This window comes from Colwellia sp. BRX9-1 (genome assembly GCF_014077195.1).
GTDB lineage: Bacteria > Pseudomonadota > Gammaproteobacteria > Enterobacterales > Alteromonadaceae > Colwellia_A.
Genome location: NZ_JACGVM010000007.1, coordinates 93891 through 113060 on the forward strand (window position 1 = coordinate 93891; position 19170 = coordinate 113060).

Consider the following 19170-nt stretch of genomic DNA (forward strand, 5'->3'; position numbering starts at 1 on the left):
TCTCACATCAAGATACTGTTTTGAGCATATTGAAGTAAAGTAAGGATATGTTATAGTTTTTAGAAGTTTATTTGATTTGTTTTTCTATAAAGCTATGACTAGCTATACTTAATCTATAAGTCGTCGAGGAATGTGTTATGAAATCAAAAAATAGTGTTTTTCAAGAGCTTTATCAAGCTTTAGTTACATGGGCTGAAGATGTTAACCAGCATGAGATAACTGATATCGTTAACAAAGTAGAGCAAAGTAAGCTTTACTTGCAAGCGGCAGAAAAATTACCCGAAGAGAAAGTTAAGCAGTTTGTTGATAATTTACGTTTTGATATCAACGAATTTATTATTCAAAATGAAGCACAAGCCAAACATTCCCTCTATTTAGGCTTACTCAATGAGTCTTTCTGGAAAAATATGCAAGCGATCACTGATAAGTCACAAGTGGAGTGGTCAGAGCTTGATGAAGATATTAAGCATCGTGGTCTATATAAAACGGGCGACTTTATTGGTTTTGGTTTGTTAGAGTGCCAGCATTGCCAAGAAAAAATAACATACAGTCATGCGGCGGATGTTGCTGATTGTTTTAATTGCGGCGGTAGTTCTTTTATAAGGTTACCCTTTGCTCCTTAAAACGAAGCTGGGACGCCACTAAAATTTACTAATTATTTAAAATGAGGGTACACTGGCAGTATTAAATTTATTAATTATTATACGCTTGTTTTTTAAGCGTTATCAGTGAGATATTGCATGCCTTCATCCGTTAAGTTAACTTCTTCAATTACTCGGTTACCTGTTGAAAAATTAACTGCTCAATTATCTGCTGAGCAGTTTTCTAATGCTGAAGTCACTCCTGATGTAGAGCAAATTATTATCGGTCATGCTCGCGCTAAAGAGGCGCTTGAATTTGGTTTGTCTATGGAAGCTCCCGGTTTTAATGTTTTTGCTATGGGAGAGCATGGTACGGGTAGACAAACCTTAATTAAGCAAATGTTAGCGACAACCGCTGGCAATCAAGAAACGCCTTATGAATGGTGTTATATCAATAATTTTGATGATGTTCATGCACCGCACAACCTCTATTTAAGTCCCGGAGATGGTAAACAATTATTGGCACGTATCAATACTTTTATTGATGAATTATTAGACTTATTTCCTGAGATTTTTGATAACCCAAGTTATCAACGACAAAAGTCGGCGGTTGATCGCGCATTTAATAAAAAATATGATCAAGCCATCGCTGAAGTCGAAGAAAGTGCTTTAAAAGATAATGTTTTATTGTTTGAAGAAAATGGAGAGATTGGTTTTTCTCCGCTGGTTGAGGGAAAACCTTTAAATGATAAAGAATTTGCCGGTTTAGATGAAGGCAAACGTGCTGACTTTTATCTGTTGTTAGATAAATTAGAAAATTTCCTCTCTGAAAAATTGATCGAATTACCACAATGGAAACGCATCTCATCTGATAAATTACGTAAATTAAAAAATGAGACAGCAGAACAAGCTATTAGGCCATTTCTAGAAGAATTAGAGCATGAGTTTGCCAGTAATATTGGCGTGTTAAAATACTTGTCAAAAGTAAAAACCCATGTAGTTGATACTGTTTTAGAAATTCTTGTTGATGAAAGTGTTGAGAACAGAAACGATAAAGATGCGCGTAAACTTATGGTTGAACAATTTTTACCTAATTTACTTGTTTCTCAAAAACCTGATGCTGGCGCTCCTGTTATTTATGAGCAAAACCCAACCTTTCAAAACTTATTTGGCCATGTTGATTTCGCGAGCTTTCAAGGAAGCACCTATACCAGTTATCGATTAATTAGACCTGGAGCGTTACATAAGGCTAATGGCGGTTATTTAATTTTAGAGGCAGACAAGCTACTCAATCAACCCCTTGTCTGGGCACGTTTAAAATTAGCGCTTAAATCACAAGAAATTACCATTGAAAATCCTTACTCTGAATATAGTCAACCGGGCTCATTTAGCTTACAACCTGAAAAAATTCCATTAAACGTTAAAGTTATATTGCTCGGTGACCCCGAAATTTATTACATGTTGCAAGACTATGATCAAGAGTTCACCGAATTATTTAGGGTCTTAGCAGACTTTGATCAGTATCTTGAAAGTAACGAAGAAAATCTTAATGATTACGCTCATTTGATTCGCCAGCGTGCACATAAATACAACTATCCACATGTCAGTAATGAAGCTGTATTAGAGCTAGTGCGCTATGCATTGAGACGTGCAGAGCATCAACATAAAATTTCGGCTAATATTGTTCAAGTAAACGACTTACTTGATGAAGCTTTTTATTTGTGGAAGAAAACAGACAACAAAGGTCATTTAACTGCCAGCCATGTTGCTTTAGCGCTTGCAGCTAAACAGCGAAGAACTGGCCGAATGAGTGAGGCATGGTTAGGTGAAATAAAAGAAAAACAAGTATTGATTGACACCCAAGGGCACCATATCGGTAAAGTAAATGGTTTAACTGTCTTAGAAATAGGGGACAGTGTTTTTGGAACGCCTGCGCGCATCACAGCAACCGTTTATGCGGGAAGTGAAGGCGTCACCGATATAGAAAGAGAAGTAGACTTAGGTAAGTCTATTCACTCCAAAGGTGTGCTGTTATTAACCGGGTATTTAGGACATAAATACGGGCAAGGTTTTCCAGTGTCAATTTCTGCCAACCTTGCAATAGAACAGTCTTACGGACATATTGATGGTGACAGTGCGTCTATGGCGGAACTTTGTGCGCTTATTTCTGCTATTTCTTTACTGCCAATTAAACAAGGCTTTGCCATTACTGGTTCGATTAATCAGCACGGAGGTGTGCAATCAATTGGTGGCGTTAATGAAAAAATTGAAGGTTTTTATCGTTTATGTAAAGACGAAGGCTTAACGGGAAAGCAAGGGGTTATTATTCCGCGCACCAATGTTAATAATCTGATGTTAGCGGACGATGTTATTGAAGCGGTTAAAAACAACCAATTTGCCATTCACGCTGTTGAAGACATTGATCAAGCATTAGAGTTGCTGATGAATGAACCCGCTGGAGAAATTAGTCGAACGGGGCGCTACCCAAGAAAATCTATTCATGGTTTAGTTTTAAATAAACTTTCACTTTTTTCTGATTTGTTAACGGGTGCTGACGAGTAATTAAAATATTATCTACGTTTAACTGATTTTAATATAGGTCAGGCATATATAAGCGTCTGGCCTTTTTTATATCAATGTCTACATAAAATGACCGATATAGCTCAGGCCACAGAGGATTACTTGTCAGTATTTGTAATTTAACCATAGCCGTTTCTTTTTCACGGTCAATCTCATTACCCCTGTTATTTATCTTTATTGGTATTAAATACATTTTTCTGATTGTTTTTTGAACAAAATGATTTATATACCTTGAATAATAAATAAATGTCAGTATAATGCGCGCCTCGATAACAGTGATTCTGACTTGAATATTTTCTTTCACACTGGTTATACGAAATGAGTGGGGTTTTCCGCCCAATAGACTTCTTAGCTAATATTCTTTATTAGCCCTATGTTCTTTAGTGAACGTGCCTTAAGTCTTCCTGGTGGTTTCCTCGTATATAACGCGGAATGTTTTGGTTACTTTTAACCTATTCCGCCACAAGAGAAGACAAAATTTATGACTACTTCTAACGATGCTCCTGTGAGCTTTGACTCTTTAGGCTTGCCTGAAACTTTATTATCTGCTGTAAAATCTATCGGTTTCGAAAACTCAACTGATATTCAAGCAAAAACTATTCCGCCATTATTAGCGGGTAAAGATGTTTTAGGTGAAGCACAAACAGGTACAGGTAAAACTGCTGCCTTTGGTTTACCTGCATTGGCTAAAATTGATGTTTCATTGAAAAAGCCACAGTTAATGGTGTTAGCACCAACACGTGAATTAGCGATGCAAGTTGCTGAAGCAATTGAAAGCTTCGGTAAAAATATGAAAGGTTTATTGGTTGCTACTTTATACGGTGGTCAATCATACCAGCCACAATTTCAACAATTAGAGCGTGGCGCTCAAGTTGTTGTTGGCACACCTGGTCGTTTAATGGATCACTTACGTCGTAAGAGTCTAAAACTAGGTAACTTATCTTTTTGTGTACTTGATGAAGCTGATGAAATGCTTAACATGGGTTTCCTTGAAGACATTCAGTGGATACTTGACCATTTACCAGAAACGACGCAAATGGCTTTGTTCTCTGCAACTATGCCACCAGCAATTCGTAAAATTGCTAACCGTTTCTTAAAAGATCCAGAACATATTAAAATTGCTGCTGTTAAACAGTCAAAAGCAAATATTTCTCAATTTGCTTGGAAAGTTAGTGGCATTCGTAAAATTACCGCTTTAGAGCGTATAGCTGAAATCGTTGATTACGATGCGATGATAGTTTTCGTACGTACTCGTAGCGACACGGTAGAAGTTGCAGAACAATTAGAGCGAGCTGGTTACCCAGCATTAGCTTTAAACGGCGACATGAACCAAGCACAGCGTGAACGTTGTATCGAACAAATGAAATCAGGTAAGTCATCTATATTAGTGGCAACTGATGTTGTTGCTCGTGGTTTAGATATTCCACGTATTTCATTAGTGGTTAACTATGATTTACCAGGCGACAATGAAGCTTATGTTCACCGTATCGGTCGTACAGGTCGTGCAGGTCGTGAAGGTATGTCAATTGCATTTGTTCGTCCTCGCGAAATGCACTCTCTACGTCATTACGAACGTTTAACTTCAGGTGTTATTAACACTTATGAATTACCAAATATTGAAGAAATTGGTAAAAAACGTATCGAACGTACACGTGTTGAAATGGCACAAATTGTTGCAGATAAAGATTTAGTAAACATGCGTGAAATTGTTGAAGCAATGGCCAATGAATCAGAGCTTTCTATGACTGATTTAGCTGCAGCTTTATTGTTCCAAAAACAATTAAACCAGCCATTACAACCAAAAGAAGATCCTAAGCCTCGTCGTGAAACGCGTGAGCGTAGTGACCGTGATTCTAGAAGTGAGCGTGGTGGTCGTAACGAAAGTCGTGGCGGCAGAAATGAACGTGGCGCTGAGCGTGGTGGCGAACGTGCTCCTCGTAAAGTTAAAGTTAACCGTACCGACGTTGATTGGCAGACATACCGTTTAGAAGTAGGTAAAGAGCATGGTGCACGTCCTGGTGATATCGTTGGCGCAATCGCTAACGAAATTTCGTTAGATAGTAGCTACATTGGTGCAATTAACTTACATGATAAACATACTTATGTTCAGTTACCAAAAGGCATGCCAGAGAAATCATTTGAGCAATTAAAGCGTGTTAAAATTCGTCGTCAATCATTAGAAATTACGGTTTCAGATGTTAAAACGGTTGAATCAACACCAACAACTGATCGTCCTCGTAAACGTCAAGAGCGTTCTAATCGTCCTAGCTAGTCGATAAATAAATAATAAAAAGGTACGTATATCGTACCTTTTTTTATGCCTGTAATTTACCAAAAAGCATGAATACTTTAGCGTTAATTAGTCATGTAAACATAACTGAACAGCTGTTGGCTAAGCACTATATGGCTTGTCTCGACGTCGAATACATTCCGCACAGATAGCACGTACATTTTCTGTTACGCTGCGATGTTTTATTAGATTTGCTTTGCGCTATCTCTTCATTGAAAACCTAGTAATAATGCACCCATTGATTCTTTAAGAGAGATAAACATGACTGATGTAAAAAATCCACTTAACCTTCGTGGTATAGAATTCACTGAATATGCGACACCCGATTCAGATTTTATGGAAAACGCTTTTTATGGTTTTGGTTTTTCAAAAACGAAAAAGTTTAAAGGTCGTGATATCGATTACTTTAATCAAAATGATATTCATTTTTTATTAAACAATGAAAAAGCAGGCTTTTCAAAAGAATTTGCTAAAAGCCATGGTCCTGCTATTTGCTCTATGGGCTGGCGTGTAGACGATGCTGATTTTGCTTTTGAAGAAGCGATTAAGCGTGGTGCTAAATCTGCGGCTAACGAAGACAACAAATTACCCTATCCAGCTATTTTTGGTATTGGTGACAGTTTAATTTATTTTATTGAGAAATTTGCAGCATCAACGACTAATCCGGGTTCTATCTACGAAGATGACTTTGAAGCGATTGACGCTCCGGTTATTAACGAAGATAAAGGTTTTTTACGTGTTGATCATTTAACGAACAATGTTCATCAAGGTACGATGGAGCATTGGGCTAATTTCTATAAAGATATTTTTGGCTTTACCGATGTGCGCTACTTTGATATTAAAGGTGAGAAAACTGCACTAATTTCATACGCGTTAGCATCGCCTTGTGGCACTTTCTGCTTACCAATTAATGAAGGTAAGGGTAAGAAGAATAACCAAATCGATGAGTACTTAGATGAGTATAACGGTCCTGGTGTTCAGCATTTAGCCTTTATCAGTGATGACTTAGTTGGTTCTTTAGACAAGTTAGATAAAAATATTATTGATACCCTTGATATCGTCCCTGAGTATTATGATGACGTATTTAAACGCATTCCTTGGGTTAAAGAAGATCATAAACGCATTCAAGATCATCAAATTCTTGTCGATAGCCAAAAAGAAAACTCGTATTTATTACAAATTTTCACTAAAAATATTTTTGGTCCAATCTTTATCGAAATGATTCAGCGTGTTGACGACCAAGGTTTTGGAGAAGGCAATTTTACCGCTTTGTTTAAATCTATTGAGCTTAACCAAATGGAAAAAGGTACCGTTTAATTTTTATAAATTAGCGGTATAATGATCAAAGGTCTGCTTATGCAGGCCTTTTTTGTTGCTATTTTGCGTTTGTTTAAGTGGTTTAGTTACTTGATTTTTAACGAATAAACTTAGATGTAATACAAATTAATCAAGATTTGTTTTAAGGTTTTCTTAGCTAGGTTGTAAGGGAAGAGTATTGTTCAATAATACGGTTAATCGTTTGTTTCTCATTATCTTTTGCGGCCAGTAACATACGCTTATAATGGCCAATGGTTTTCGCTAAATATTGTTGATGTGATTTAATCGACAAATCCCACATTTTATCACCGGTAGGTGATATTTTATTTAAAGGGTTATCAATGTCGGCAGATGCACCAAACTGTTTTTTGACATGGATAATTTCATAGCAACGTTTGTTTTCAGTAACGATACATTCATCCAGTAAAATAAAATTATGAGCTATTAGGGTTTGTCTTACAGGGTAGTTGTAATGTACGGGGCAAACAATAAACTCTATTTCGCTTGTTGGGGGAACGAGCGAGTTTTGCTGAAAATTAGTGATGATACTTTCAATAAAACTAATGAGTAGCTCTCCACCAACGCCAGCAATAATAACCAACTGTTTATCTTGTATTACCAACGGTAGCTTTGCGACATCAATACAATGGACCTGCCAAGCTTGGATATAGTCGTCTGCACTAAAGTGCTTTTGTAATAATGATTCAAGATGCGTGGTTAATGAGGGAACAATATCGACAAAATGCACGGTGTCAGCTGTTTGGCGCTTTAATAATGTTAGTCCCAGTAAACCATGATCACAGCAACAATCCCAAATGCTTTGATAGTGAGTACTGACCATACTATCTATTTTTTGCAATCGTTGACTAATGTTTCTCATCTGCGTGCTTAAACCAAATTAAACCAAATCAAACCAATTTTTTTGCTGGCTTTCATCGAGAAAACTCCAAGCAATAAAACGACTGATTTTTTGTCCTTGCGCCATATCTACAACTTTTATTTGTTTGGCTTTCGACTTATTAAGCGTCTGCTTTAGTTGGCTAATGTGGTCTTTTTTTGACACTAAGCAGGTAAACCATAGCACTTGTTTTTGGATAGATTTACTTTCTTTTATCATCTGATTAATAAAGGCAAGCTCGCCACCTTCGCACCATAATTCCGCATTTTGACCGCCAAAATTTAACGGTACACTGGGGCTGGTTGTTAGCGAGGGGTTGAACGTTTTTTTATTTGCCGCTAAATTTTTGACTTTCCGAGCTGACCCTTTTGTTGCCTCAGCCAATGAACGATGAAAAGGTGGGTTACACATGGTTAATTCAAAGCGATCATCTTCTTCAATGATGCCATTAAATATTTGTGATGAATTCGGCTGTAAGCGACAAGTAATCGATTTTTTAAACGACTTGTCAGCAGCGATTATTTGCTTGGCAACTTTAATGGACGTCGGATCTATATCGGTGCAAGTAAACTGCCATTGATATTCACGTTGACCTAAAATAGCATAAATGCAACTTGCCCCAGCGCCTATATCAAGCACTGATACTTTGCTTTCCTTTAAGGTTGAAGTTGCAGGGAGTGATATTGCTAATAAATCAGCAAGATAATGAATATAGTCGACTCTGCCAGGGATAGGTGGACATAAATACCCCGTAGGTATATCCCATTGATTTACTTGATAGTGATATTTCAATAATGCCTGATTAAGTGCTTTTACCGCCTTTGCATTGGCAAAATCAATAGATAAGTTCTGATATTTATTGGTATGAACAAAGGGTTTTAATGTCGGTAACGACTGGCACAGTGCTAAAAAATCATAACCGTTGTTATGGCGGTTGCTTGGATGAAGGTTTTGTTTTAATGGCACGAATTTTCTCTACAAGTAAATATCCCTAACATTTTAACATTTCCTTTATAGCCATGCCACATGATAATAAATGATAAGTTTGTCGTATATAAAGGTTATACGACAAACGTTAATAGCATCATTTTTACTTGAATGGTTTAAAGGTCATAACCTAGGTGCTGGTGTAAGCGGATGACTAATTCTTCTTTCGAATTAACATAGCCTAGTTTTTCAGCAGTTGAACGCAGTGCTTGTTCAGCTAAATTAAGGAATTTACCATAGCCTTGACTCGTTTTATGATCTTCTGTTGCTATGATAACAAATTGTATGGAATCAACTAAGCAATCGCCAGCAAAATGTAAGGTGAAGTTATTATTAGGTTCAAATGGGTTGAAGCTTAATTTTTGTAACTCACCTGCAGCTTTATGCTTTTCTTCCAAACGACTTCTGACGATAGGTATTAAACCATTAGCTAAAATAGCACCTTCGAATAAATGTTGCTTATTAGCCGACTCAATAAAAGCATGGCTGATTAAATCATAGAGTGGTTGATAAGGTTGCTCTTTTGATTTATCAATATTAAGTAGTTCTTTGATGCGGCGGTTAATAGGTAAATCAGCCACTACATAAGTAAGTACATCTCTTTTGTCTGGCAAGCTAATATCATCAGCGGCATAGCGATTTTTTAAAGTACGTAATTTATGGGTTTGTGTACCCGTAACGCCTTTATCTTTAGAGAATAAATCATAAGTAAAATGTTGGTGATCACAGACTCTTACTGTTGATTTATTAATGTGGTTAACGTCAATAAACTCATTTAAAGCGAGCAGAACATTCTTATGAAACTCTGCTGAGGTTTGGCGAACATCGTCACCATTAGCTAAAAATACCAGTGTAATAACTCGCACGCGCTTTTTGCCGTTAATGTAAGTGTTTTGGCTGTAATGGTTGCGCGGACTGTACAAAAAAAGAATTTCTTGGTCAGTTTGTACGGTTAATTTTTCTGGGCTATAACGGATACGAGCAAATTTTCCGTTAGCAATAAATTGTCCACTTTCTATGTCTAATTTATTATTCACGTCAAAGAAACTGTCAGCTAAATGTTGATATAGACGCTGGTAGGGCTGCTCACTAGTTCGATCAATTAATTGATTATTCAGGCTGATTAACTCGTCAGTCAGTGGGAATTTAACTAACAAGTAGTGATTAGTACGCGCAGATGACGGAATGTATACTTTATGCTGATTATTACGAGAACGTGAGATTGGCATTTTATTTCCTTATTAAATAGAGTCATAAATCTTAAAGGCATTATAACAAGAAGCGTCTGTATTCACATGATCTAAAACAAAAATTTGGAGTATGATCACTTTATCCTCACGTTTAAAAATTTTCGAGGGTAAATAAATATCAGCAAGTTAGTGAACTAATAGCCATTTTATTATTAGAGCATACCCCGATGAAAATACTAAAAAGTAAATGTACTATTAAGCTCATTTTTTTTATTAAGTAGCGCATTTTGCAAATGAGCACCTAATGCGCAGGACTTAGTGGGTAAAACATACGGTGTGGCACATTTATATCCACTGAGAAAAATATATTTTGATAGTCGTAATAATCATGTTCAAAAGAGACAGTTAATTAACTAAGGCGTTTTTAAACAAAAGTATTAGATAAATAAAGTTATTTTTAATTGTACTGAAGATTATTATTTAATGTCATTGGTACCAACTGAATAAAATGTAAATACCCGCGTTATTAAACCGATTACATCACTGAAATTTATTAATGAGTTGAAAATTACTCACTTGCCCAGTATGCTACGCGACCCCTTTTAGACTCAGTGGTATAAATAAACAATGATAGGTTTTGATTACGGTACTTCAAATTGTGCTGTCGCAGTAATGGAAAGTGGCCAGCCGAAGATATTATCTTTAGGCGAACATGGTAAGTATATTCCTTCAACACTATACGCACCAAGTCGAGACATTATTTCTCATTGGTTATGTCAACAATTAAGTGAAGAGCAACAGCTCCTGTTCAAACAACAACGGGTTGGTCCGTTACAAAGGGGTCAGAATGTATTACGAGAGCTAAAGCTCGATGGCATCCCTAGTGAATTATCGTTTGGCCAAGCGGCGCTGAATCTATACTTAGAAGATCCTGAAGAAGGTTATTACATTAAGTCACCAAAATCCTTTTTAGGGGCGAGTGGTTTGGTTGATAGCCAAATTAACTTATTCGAAGATATTGTTGCTGCAATGATGAGCAACATAAAAACATTGGCTGAAGAAAACCAGCAAAAAGAAATAACGCAGACTGTTATTGGCAGACCGATTAATTTTCAAGGCTTAAAAGGTGAAGAAAGTAATCGTCAAGCGTTAACGATATTAACTAATGCAGCTAAACGCGTCGGTTATAAGAGTGTAGAATTTCAATATGAGCCAGTTGCCGCTGGTTTTGAATATGAAGCAAGTTTGCAAGAAGAAACGAAAGTTTTGGTTGTTGATATAGGTGGTGGTACTACTGATTGCTCAATGTTATTGATGGGACCACAATTTAAAAGCAGTACTTCAAGAGAGCAACATTTGCTTGCGCACACCGGTGTTCGTATTGGCGGTAATGATTTCGATATTCAATTAGCGCTCAAGGGAATAATGCCAAGCCTAGGGATGAATGATACGTTAAAAACGGGTAAACCTATGCCTGTTAATAGTTTTAATCAAGCTGTGGCCATTAATAATATTAACGAGCAAACTAATTTTTACAGTCAAGCCAATTATCGTTATTTGCAAACGCTGCAACGCGATGCTAAACAGCCTGAGGTATTCTCCCGTTTGTTAAAGGTTCACCAGCAAAAATTAAGTCACCTTATTGTTAATGGTGCAGAGCAAGCAAAAATAGGCTTAACCGAACAAGACTCTCAGCCAATATACCTAGATGAATTAGCTGATAATTTAAAAGTAGAAGTTAATCGTGCCTTGATGTTGAAAGCAAGCTCTTCACAATTGAAGCAAATTGCTCAATTGATGAATGAATGTGTGGTGCAAGCTAATTGCCAACCTGATGTGATTTTTGTTACTGGAGGCTCAGCAAAGTCACCAGTGTTAAACCAATTTTTACGTGAGCAAATGCCAAATACGCCGGTGATTGCTGGCGATCACTTTGGCAGTGTAACCGTTGGCTTAGCGCGCTGGGCTGAAAAAGTATTTCAATAGCATGACTATTTCACTGCAATTATCTTGTAATAGTAGTGTCAACAATGTTAAAAACAATACTGTGGAGTTGTGACTGGTTTTACATTTAAAAAGGAATTGATATGTGTATTAAAACATTAAGTTTTATTTGTTTTATTTATAGTTTTTTCACCTTCAGTGGCTTAGCTAATAATTATCAACCGATAGTTGTTGGCGTTAATGAGAGCATTGCCGGTAAATCACTTGATCAATATGCGAATACTTGGTGGCAATGGACCCAAACAATGAGTGATAGAAGCTCTCCGGTGCGTGATAGTACGGGAGAGTTTTGCGGTGTTAATCAAAAAGGGAATGTTTGGTTTTTAGCCGGTGGTTATGGCACCTCGAAAATAAAGCGGCATTGCATTATTCCTTATGGTAAACATATCTTCTTTCCTATTATTAATATGGCGTATTGGCCAGAACAAAATGTCAGTAAAACCTGTGATGAAGTAAAACAAGAAGCGGCATTAAACAATGGAGAGTTGTATTTTGTTTATGCTGAACTCGATGGCCAATCTATTCCCAATATCCGTAATAATCGAATAAAATCAAAAGAGTGTTTTGATTTACACGCATTACTTGCGAAAACACAAGCAACAGAAAAAGTTTATCCTTCTGCTACTGATGGCTATTGGTTAATGTTGCGCCCCTTAGCTAAAGGTGTTCATACGTTAAAGTTTAATGCCCAGTACCATCATGATAATTCGGTACATGGACATATGATGCAGGATATTGAATATAAGATTGAAGTCATTTAAATGCGTTAAGCCTTTGAAGCGTTATGTTGATTGAATTGAATTGAATTGAAATAGACATTGAACATATTTAAGCAGCATTTTACAATGGTTTATGTTTACTTTCATATTGCTTAATTATGTCCTCTGATACCTTAGGCGCAAGCCTCAATTACAAAGCCAAAGAAAAGGGTTATCGTGACCGTGCCCTCAAATTATTTCCTTGGGTCTGTGGCCGCTGTGCTCGTGAGTTTGTTTATTCAAACCTTATGGAGTTAACTGTGCATCATGTTGATCACGACCATACTAATAATCCAAATGATGGAAGTAATTGGGAACTGTTATGTATTTACTGTCACGATAACGAGCACGCTAAATATACAGATCACGCTAAATATAAAACAGAAGTTATTGCCGGTGATACTAATCAAGATACGGCAACCTATAATCCATTTGCTGACTTGAAATCAATGCTTAAGAAATAATTTATTTATATTTCAATATGGTTACAATTTTTTTTCATTTTATTACAAAATTACCATTGTGTTTTACCGAGATAACCCCGAGTATATTAAGTGAAGACAATTTTCTCTTAGTAAAAGGTAACATTATGAAAATAAATATTTCCGGTCACCATGTTGAAATTACTGAAGGTATCCAGCAGTCAATTGAGGACAAGTTTAAAAAAGTTGCTAAGCATTACCCAAGTCTCACTTCTATTAGCGCAATTATTACCGTCGAGCCTCATCAACAAAAATTAGAAGTTTCTACTCACTATGAAGGTAATGAGATCTCCGTAACGGCATCAGGAAAAGAGTTGTACGCTGCTATTGCAAGTGCCGCTAAAAAGATGGAAGCAGCCCTCGCTCACCGCAAAGGTGTCTTAGCTGCAAAATTACATAAAAAATATGAAGTTGAACAATCAGATGCATTTTTACCTGTGGAATAAATGTAATCGAATTAGTTTATTATCTTAACAAAGGTTGCTATGAGCAGCCTTTTTTATGTTCAGGAAAATGTTGATAACAGCTTTAGGCATCCTAGTCTTTGCTGCAATAGTGCTTGTTGCACGTTATTTTAGCTGCCGACAAATCTAGACCTTCCATTGTGGATGGTAAATAACGATGATGTCTATAACTGGCAGCGTAAACAGGGAGAAACCATTGGCCGGATCAAGTTTATTAACCTTACTCGATGATATTGCAACAGTACTTGATGATGTCGCTATCTTATCAAAAGTCGCAGCAAAGAAAACAGCTGGCGTATTAGGGGATGATTTAGCACTGAATGCTGAGCAGGTCTCAGGAGTTAAAGCTGAACGTGAATTACCGGTAGTTTGGGCTGTTGCTAAAGGGTCGCTGTTAAACAAACTTATCATTGTGCCTACCGCTTTAGTTATTAGTGCTTTTGCGCCGCCCTTAATTACTCTCTTGCTTGTTATTGGCGGGCTGTTTTTATGCTTTGAAGGTTTTGAAAAGGTCTTCCATAAATTCTTCCAACATAATGATAATTCATCTCAAGATCAAAAAGAGGCACATCAAAAAAAGTTGTTAGCTTTAGCCGATGAAAACGTAGATTTAGTCGCCTTTGAAGAGAAAAAAATTAAAGGTGCCATCCGCACTGATTTTATATTATCAGCAGAAATTGTTGTTATTGCTTTAGGCACAGTTCAAGAGGCTGCCTTTGAAGTTCAAGTTGCGGTCGTTTCTGGACTTGCCCTAGCAATAACCTTTGGTGTTTATGGGCTTGTTGCCGCTATCGTTAAACTTGACGACTTAGGCTTATACTTATTAAGAAAGTCTGTTTCGGGGCGCTTTAATGCCATTCAACGAGCTTTAGGGCGCGGTTTACTTATTTTTGCCCCGGCATTAATGAAAACGCTGACAGTGGTTGGTACTATTGCAATGTTCTTGGTAGGCGGTGGTATTTTGGTCCATAGTTTTTCATGGTTGCATAAGCAGGTACATCATCTGGTTGAATTTCTGGCGAACACTTTTGGGGCGATCGCTGAAATTATAGTACCGATATTAACCGAAGGTATCATAGGTATTATTGCCGGAGGCTTAGTGTTATTAGTCGTAACATTAGTAAAGTCACTTAAAAAAGCCCATTAATATGTTTTCTGTGGTTAGTTTAATGTAGCTGATGTTTAAAAATATTCAGCTACATGCTTGATTACTGATTACTGATTACTGATTAAACCTTTCATATGTTCAACGACACTTCGTCCTAAAGCACTTAGAGCATAGCCCCCTTCAAGCATTGATATTATTCGACCTTCGCTGTACTTATCAGCAATGGTCTTAAGTTCATCCGTTACCCAACGGTAATCACACTCAGTCAGGCTAATTTGCGACATTTCATCTTCGATATGAGCGTCAAAACCAGCAGAAATGAAAATAATTTGCGGTTTAAATTTCTCTAAAGCCGGCAACCAATGCTTACTTATCGCCGCTCTAAACTCAGGGCCTTTGCAAGTGGCAGGTAAGGGGGTGTTGATAATAGGTGGCGTATCACTTTCTTGCATTTCAAAAGGATAAAAAGGGTACTGGTAGCTTGAACAAAATAAGTAACCTTGTTCTTTGCCATTAGCGGTGGCTCTTTTAATAATATCTTCGGTGCCATTACCATGATGTACGTCAAAATCTACGATCGCGACACGTTCTAGTTTATATTTTTTCTTTGCGTAAGCGGCTGCGATAGCAATATTATTAAAAAAACAAAACCCCATACCTTTATCATATTCAGCATGATGCCCAGGAGGGCGCGTAGCACAAAAAGCGGCCGTTAAGGTTTTATCCATCACTAAATCAACGGCATTAATCGCTGCACCAGCCGATAATAAGGCAGCTGGTAAGGTATCAGCATTCATGCTGGTATCATCATCAAGGCGAAAAATGGCATCTTGATCGCTTGTTTTTGGAGCATTATCAAAAATATATTGGATATACTTGTCATCGTGAGCAAGTGAAATGAGATCTCGGTCGATAGGTGTAGCATCATATTGGCGGATAACATATTCAAGACCACTGCGGATCAACTGATCTTGAATCGCCCCCAGTCTTTTTGGGCTTTCTGGATGATAATCCCCCATACTGTGCCCATTACATTTATGATGACCAATTACACCTACTGTCATGATTGTTCCTCTATTTCTGCTATTGTTGATGCTGTTAATTGTAATTCTAAATTGAGTTCGTCCATCTCTTCAGAATATTTCCGAAGAAATCCTGCTTTTTCAAAGACCTTTAACATTGGCGCATTATCTCGTCTTACACAGGCAATGAGCTTGTCTAGCTTACGTAGGGTAGCAATTTTTATTATTTCATCTAATAAGGTTTTTGCCATTCCTTTACCACGTTTATGCTCGCTGATAACGAAAGCTACTTCACCACAATTATGACTTTCGATGAAGTAGTAGCGACCAACGGCATGGATAACATCAGCTAAATTAGTGCGCTGAGTAAAGCACAAGGCTAAATCTTTATGTTGGTCGACACTGACTAACTTACAAGCGTTTTCACGGGTCATTTGTGTGGCATGATGGTTATAACGCATGATCAAGGTTTCTTTGGTATGCGAATAGAAAAACTCCTGTAAACGACGTTCGTCAGCGGGAGCTAAGGGGCGTAAATAATAATTAATGTCTTCAAAGGTAAATTTTTTGAGTTCTATTTCGCCTAATTCAGGTACTGAGGTTGGCGAGCTCTCTTGATATTCTGGCACCCAATAATTTTTCCTGACATCTTTTAAAAGTTGCTCGCGAAATTTTGGATGAGCAATACGAATAAGTTCTAATGCCCGTTCACGGATACTTTTCCCTAATAATGAAGCAATACCATATTCAGTAACAACATAAGAGACATGACCGCGAGAAGTGACCACACCACCACCTTCGGTAATATGGGCAACAATACGAGAGGTTTTTCCATCTTTTGTTGTCGAGGGCAGCGCAATAATGGGTTTACCACCTTTACTCAATGACGCGCCACGTACAAAATCGACTTGACCACCAATACCACTATAAAATTGATAACCAATAGAATCTGAAACGACCTGACCAGTCAAATCTACTTCTATAGCGCTATTAATAGAAACCATATTATCATTTTTAGCAATATTTACCGGAGAGTTAACATGCTCTGAAGGATAGAATTCAACATGGGGGTTACCATCAACAAAATCGTAGAGTCGCTGCGTTCCCATACAAAAAGTTAACACGGCTTTTCCTTTGTGGAAGGTCTTTTTACGGTTGTTAATAACACCCGAACGTATTAAGTCGATTACGCCATCAGAGATCATCTCACTATGAATGCCTAAATCTTTATGGTTCGCTAAATAGCGTAAGACCGCTTCAGGAATTTTTCCTATACCTATTTGCAGGGTTGAGCCATCTTCAATGAGCATAGAAACATATTGACCTACTTGCTCTGCCACTCGGTCAATACTCGGTTGTGCTAAAACAGGAAGAGTTTGATCTGCCTCTAACCAAGCATGAATTTGATTAACATGAACAAAACTATGTCCATTCGTTCGTGGCATTTTTGAATTGATTTGTGCAATAACATATTTTGCTGATTTTACTGCCGACGACACTATGTCTACGCTCACGCCAAGTGAACAATAACCATATTCATCTGGCGGACTAACCATAATTAATGCCGCATCAAGTGGTAAAACATTTTCACGAAATAAACGGGGAATATCAGAAATAAAGCTCGGTGTATAGTCAGCTCTGCCTTCTGCGATAGCTTCGCGAATATTTTTACCACCAATAAATAGCGCATTTACTTTGAATAAATCTTTGTGCTCAGGTGTTGCCCACTTATTATCTGAAAGCGTTAATATATGAACCGTTTCAATGTCATGCAATTTTGCACTGTTGGCAATTAAATCGTCGATTAAGGCGTTTGGTACAGCGGCATTAGAGCCAATGAAAATGCGATTACCTGATTTTAAGAATTGTTCCCATTTTACTGTTTTCTTATCTTGGTCGAATAATGACATAGTAAGTGACTCTCATTAATGATGATAAATAAAGTATGCCGCAACAGCTAAAGGCTTTATTGATTAAAATCAAGGCAATTGAGTATAACGTAACGTTATTGTCTATGGTCTTATACCTTAGTCTTAACGTGTGAATATTTTGTTGTTTATACTTAAATAAAAATTAAAGGGTTTTAACATTGAGATAGATACTTTTTGGTTATAAAAGTAATCAATTTATTTATCATCATTGACTGAAAAGAATAAAACCAATCCAGCTGATGACTAAAAGCAACCAAGGTAAGTAAAGTGCCCTTTTAGGTGGTATCTCTTGAGGGCAAGCTTCAGTGCTTTTTTCTTGATTGTTCTTTTCTCTCAGTAATGATTTTTTGGCCTTATCACGTATGCGAGATTTTTTACTCTGCTGCTTCTTATATTCAGCAATACCTTTCTCAATACCTTGGGCAATAAGTTTAGTCTGCTCCTTCGTTTGTTTAGGCTTTTGTATGCTTTTAGCTATTTTTATTGCTTGTTCTTGTACTTCAGGAGAGTGTTTATCTAACATTTTATTTATTATCGTCTAATATTAATATCATAAGGATGAATCTATAAGAACCTCACCTGTTGAGCAAGGCTTATCTTAACTTTTAAAAAGTGATAAACCATGCGTATGCCAGCGAAGGTATTTGTTGAACTTTGAATGAAGATTTTTTAATTGTATGACCTTATTATTTAAAAGAGAATTACTTGTCTTACTTATCTTTATTAATGTCGATAGTTACGCATCTAATGAAAATCAAGTAAAAACCTTCAAACAGGAGTCACCTGGCATTCAGGTTGTATCTGAAATTTATCCACCTTACCAAGTTATCAATGAAAATGGTGAGCTTAGTGGGCTGTCTGCTGATAAAGTAAAATTGCTCTTTCATCATTCCTCTATTGATTATCAGATAAAGATATATCCGTGGGCACGGGCTTATCAACTAGCGTTAACGCAACCCAATATTTTTATATTTTCGCTGTTAAGGACACAAGAGAGGGAGTCTTTATTTCGGTGGGTAGCACCATTATGTTCGATAGAATTTTCATTTTATCGCTTAAAAACTAGGCCTGATATTCAAGTTAATTCATTAGCAGAAGCAAAAAATTATCTTATTGCTGCACAAAAAGGGCAAGCTTCAGCCGAGTATTTATTAAGACTAGGTTTTGAACCTGAAAAAAATCTATCCATTTCATATAATAACGATAATTTTATTCAAATGTTAGCCTTCGACCGTGTTGAGTTGATCGTTCTCTCATCAACATACTTTGCATCGCTCATTGAAAGCAATTCACCCTATGCGGACAAGATAGAACCTATTTTTCCTATTGATTACTTAACGCGTAATTTATATTTAGCGAGTAGCCTTAATACCTCCTCCGATTTGATAAATAGACTTAATATATCCTATGATGAGTTAGCACCAAATTTTGACCATGACTGTAAAGAATAAACCTTGTTATTGCTTGATGGGTTGGTTGAATTACATGGATATTGGTTAAAAATACTAAATCATCATGTTTTATCTGTCTATTTATTACCGTGGATATGTAGGGTGTT

The 19170-nt window shown here is 37.0% G+C and carries 16 protein-coding genes; 10 read left to right on the forward strand and 6 right to left on the reverse strand.

What is annotated here, in order from left to right:
* Positions 1–137: 137 nt before the first annotated feature.
* The 4 genes from H4J76_RS08920 (at position 138) to hppD (ending at position 6768) form a co-directional block, all read left to right on the forward strand.
* On the forward strand, positions 138–623 hold the full coding sequence (locus H4J76_RS08920; protein ID WP_182215005.1) for a zinc ribbon-containing protein: 486 nt from the start codon (positions 138–140) through the stop codon (positions 621–623).
* A gap of 117 nt (positions 624–740) precedes the next feature.
* The gene (locus H4J76_RS08925; protein WP_182215003.1) at positions 741–3143 is read left to right on the forward strand and encodes an ATP-binding protein; all 2403 of its coding nucleotides are present in this window, start codon (positions 741–743) and stop codon (positions 3141–3143) included.
* Between the two features lie 499 nt (positions 3144–3642).
* Positions 3643–5433 (forward strand): DEAD/DEAH box helicase, encoded by a 1791-nt coding sequence (locus H4J76_RS08930; protein WP_182230460.1) that lies wholly within the window; start codon positions 3643–3645, stop codon positions 5431–5433.
* Between the two features lie 279 nt (positions 5434–5712).
* Positions 5713–6768, forward strand: a complete 1056-nt coding sequence (hppD, locus tag H4J76_RS08935; RefSeq protein WP_070376113.1) for a 4-hydroxyphenylpyruvate dioxygenase — start codon at positions 5713–5715, stop codon at positions 6766–6768.
* Between the two features lie 157 nt (positions 6769–6925).
* Here the strand turns inward: hppD and H4J76_RS08940 are convergent, their stop codons facing one another.
* The 3 genes from H4J76_RS08940 to H4J76_RS08950 all read right to left on the reverse strand — a co-directional run bounded on the left by H4J76_RS08940 (position 6926) and on the right by H4J76_RS08950 (position 9882).
* Complete coding sequence (locus H4J76_RS08940; protein WP_182230461.1) at positions 6926–7648, reverse strand: tRNA (adenine(22)-N(1))-methyltransferase TrmK; 723 nt, start codon at positions 7646–7648, stop codon at positions 6926–6928.
* Positions 7649–7666: 18 nt separating this feature from the next.
* Positions 7667–8632: a 23S rRNA (adenine(1618)-N(6))-methyltransferase RlmF gene (gene rlmF, locus H4J76_RS08945; RefSeq protein WP_182230462.1), complete on the reverse strand. Its 966-nt coding sequence runs from the start codon at positions 8630–8632 to the stop codon at positions 7667–7669.
* A gap of 137 nt (positions 8633–8769) precedes the next feature.
* Positions 8770–9882 carry a DUF3083 family protein gene (locus H4J76_RS08950; RefSeq protein ID WP_182230463.1) on the reverse strand — a complete coding sequence of 371 codons (1113 nt, stop codon included), beginning with the start codon at positions 9880–9882 and terminating at the stop codon, positions 8770–8772.
* A 588-nt stretch (positions 9883–10470) separates the two neighbouring features.
* Here H4J76_RS08950 and yegD point away from each other — a divergent pair.
* The 5 genes from yegD (at position 10471) to H4J76_RS08975 (ending at position 14698) form a co-directional block, all read left to right on the forward strand.
* On the forward strand, positions 10471–11829 hold the full coding sequence (yegD, locus tag H4J76_RS08955) for a molecular chaperone (protein ID WP_182214996.1): 1359 nt from the start codon (positions 10471–10473) through the stop codon (positions 11827–11829).
* Between the two features lie 101 nt (positions 11830–11930).
* The gene (locus tag H4J76_RS08960) at positions 11931–12608 is read left to right on the forward strand and encodes a hypothetical protein (RefSeq protein WP_182171239.1); all 678 of its coding nucleotides are present in this window, start codon (positions 11931–11933) and stop codon (positions 12606–12608) included.
* Between the two features lie 116 nt (positions 12609–12724).
* Positions 12725–13069 carry a YajD family HNH nuclease gene (locus H4J76_RS08965; protein WP_070376120.1) on the forward strand — a complete coding sequence of 115 codons (345 nt, stop codon included), beginning with the start codon at positions 12725–12727 and terminating at the stop codon, positions 13067–13069.
* Between the two features lie 125 nt (positions 13070–13194).
* The gene (gene hpf / locus H4J76_RS08970; RefSeq protein WP_070377205.1) at positions 13195–13533 is read left to right on the forward strand and encodes a ribosome hibernation-promoting factor, HPF/YfiA family; all 339 of its coding nucleotides are present in this window, start codon (positions 13195–13197) and stop codon (positions 13531–13533) included.
* Between the two features lie 214 nt (positions 13534–13747).
* Entirely contained in the window at positions 13748–14698 is a 951-nt protein-coding gene (locus H4J76_RS08975; protein WP_070377206.1) for a DUF808 domain-containing protein, read from the forward strand.
* 68 nt (positions 14699–14766) lie between these two features.
* Here the strand turns inward: H4J76_RS08975 and H4J76_RS08980 are convergent, their stop codons facing one another.
* The 3 genes from H4J76_RS08980 to H4J76_RS08990 form a co-directional block, all read right to left on the reverse strand.
* Complete coding sequence (locus H4J76_RS08980; RefSeq protein WP_070376121.1) at positions 14767–15723, reverse strand: histone deacetylase family protein; 957 nt, start codon at positions 15721–15723, stop codon at positions 14767–14769.
* Positions 15720–17591 carry a GNAT family N-acetyltransferase gene (locus H4J76_RS08985; RefSeq protein WP_070376122.1) on the reverse strand — a complete coding sequence of 624 codons (1872 nt, stop codon included), beginning with the start codon at positions 17589–17591 and terminating at the stop codon, positions 15720–15722. Before H4J76_RS08985 ends, H4J76_RS08980 begins: the two co-directional genes overlap by 4 nt.
* A gap of 226 nt (positions 17592–17817) precedes the next feature.
* The gene (locus H4J76_RS08990; protein WP_070376123.1) at positions 17818–18135 is read right to left on the reverse strand and encodes a DUF2956 domain-containing protein; all 318 of its coding nucleotides are present in this window, start codon (positions 18133–18135) and stop codon (positions 17818–17820) included.
* Positions 18136–18289: 154 nt separating this feature from the next.
* On the opposite strand from H4J76_RS08990, the gene H4J76_RS08995 reads away from it, so the two are divergent.
* Positions 18290–19063 (forward strand): ABC transporter substrate-binding protein, encoded by a 774-nt coding sequence (locus tag H4J76_RS08995; RefSeq protein WP_182230464.1) that lies wholly within the window; start codon positions 18290–18292, stop codon positions 19061–19063.
* Positions 19064–19170: the final 107 nt, after the last annotated feature.

Bases quoted from the DNA above. Each gene is read 5' to 3' on its own strand.
- H4J76_RS08920 (WP_182215005.1), top strand. From the start codon at position 138: ATGAAATCAAAAAATAGTGTTTTTCAAGAGCTTTATCAAGCTTTAGTT.
- H4J76_RS08925 (WP_182215003.1), top strand. From the start codon at position 741: ATGCCTTCATCCGTTAAGTTAACTTCTTCAATTACTCGGTTACCTGTT.
- H4J76_RS08930 (WP_182230460.1), top strand. From the start codon at position 3,643: ATGACTACTTCTAACGATGCTCCTGTGAGCTTTGACTCTTTAGGCTTG.
- hppD (WP_070376113.1), top strand. From the start codon at position 5,713: ATGACTGATGTAAAAAATCCACTTAACCTTCGTGGTATAGAATTCACT.
- H4J76_RS08940 (WP_182230461.1), bottom strand. From the start codon at position 7,648: ATGAGAAACATTAGTCAACGATTGCAAAAAATAGATAGTATGGTCAGT.
- H4J76_RS08950 (WP_182230463.1), bottom strand. From the start codon at position 9,882: ATGCCAATCTCACGTTCTCGTAATAATCAGCATAAAGTATACATTCCG.
- yegD (WP_182214996.1), top strand. From the start codon at position 10,471: ATGATAGGTTTTGATTACGGTACTTCAAATTGTGCTGTCGCAGTAATG.
- H4J76_RS08960 (WP_182171239.1), top strand. From the start codon at position 11,931: ATGTGTATTAAAACATTAAGTTTTATTTGTTTTATTTATAGTTTTTTC.
- H4J76_RS08965 (WP_070376120.1), top strand. From the start codon at position 12,725: ATGTCCTCTGATACCTTAGGCGCAAGCCTCAATTACAAAGCCAAAGAA.
- hpf (WP_070377205.1), top strand. From the start codon at position 13,195: ATGAAAATAAATATTTCCGGTCACCATGTTGAAATTACTGAAGGTATC.
- H4J76_RS08980 (WP_070376121.1), bottom strand. From the start codon at position 15,723: ATGACAGTAGGTGTAATTGGTCATCATAAATGTAATGGGCACAGTATG.
- H4J76_RS08985 (WP_070376122.1), bottom strand. From the start codon at position 17,591: ATGTCATTATTCGACCAAGATAAGAAAACAGTAAAATGGGAACAATTC.
- H4J76_RS08990 (WP_070376123.1), bottom strand. From the start codon at position 18,135: ATGTTAGATAAACACTCTCCTGAAGTACAAGAACAAGCAATAAAAATA.
- H4J76_RS08995 (WP_182230464.1), top strand. From the start codon at position 18,290: ATGACCTTATTATTTAAAAGAGAATTACTTGTCTTACTTATCTTTATT.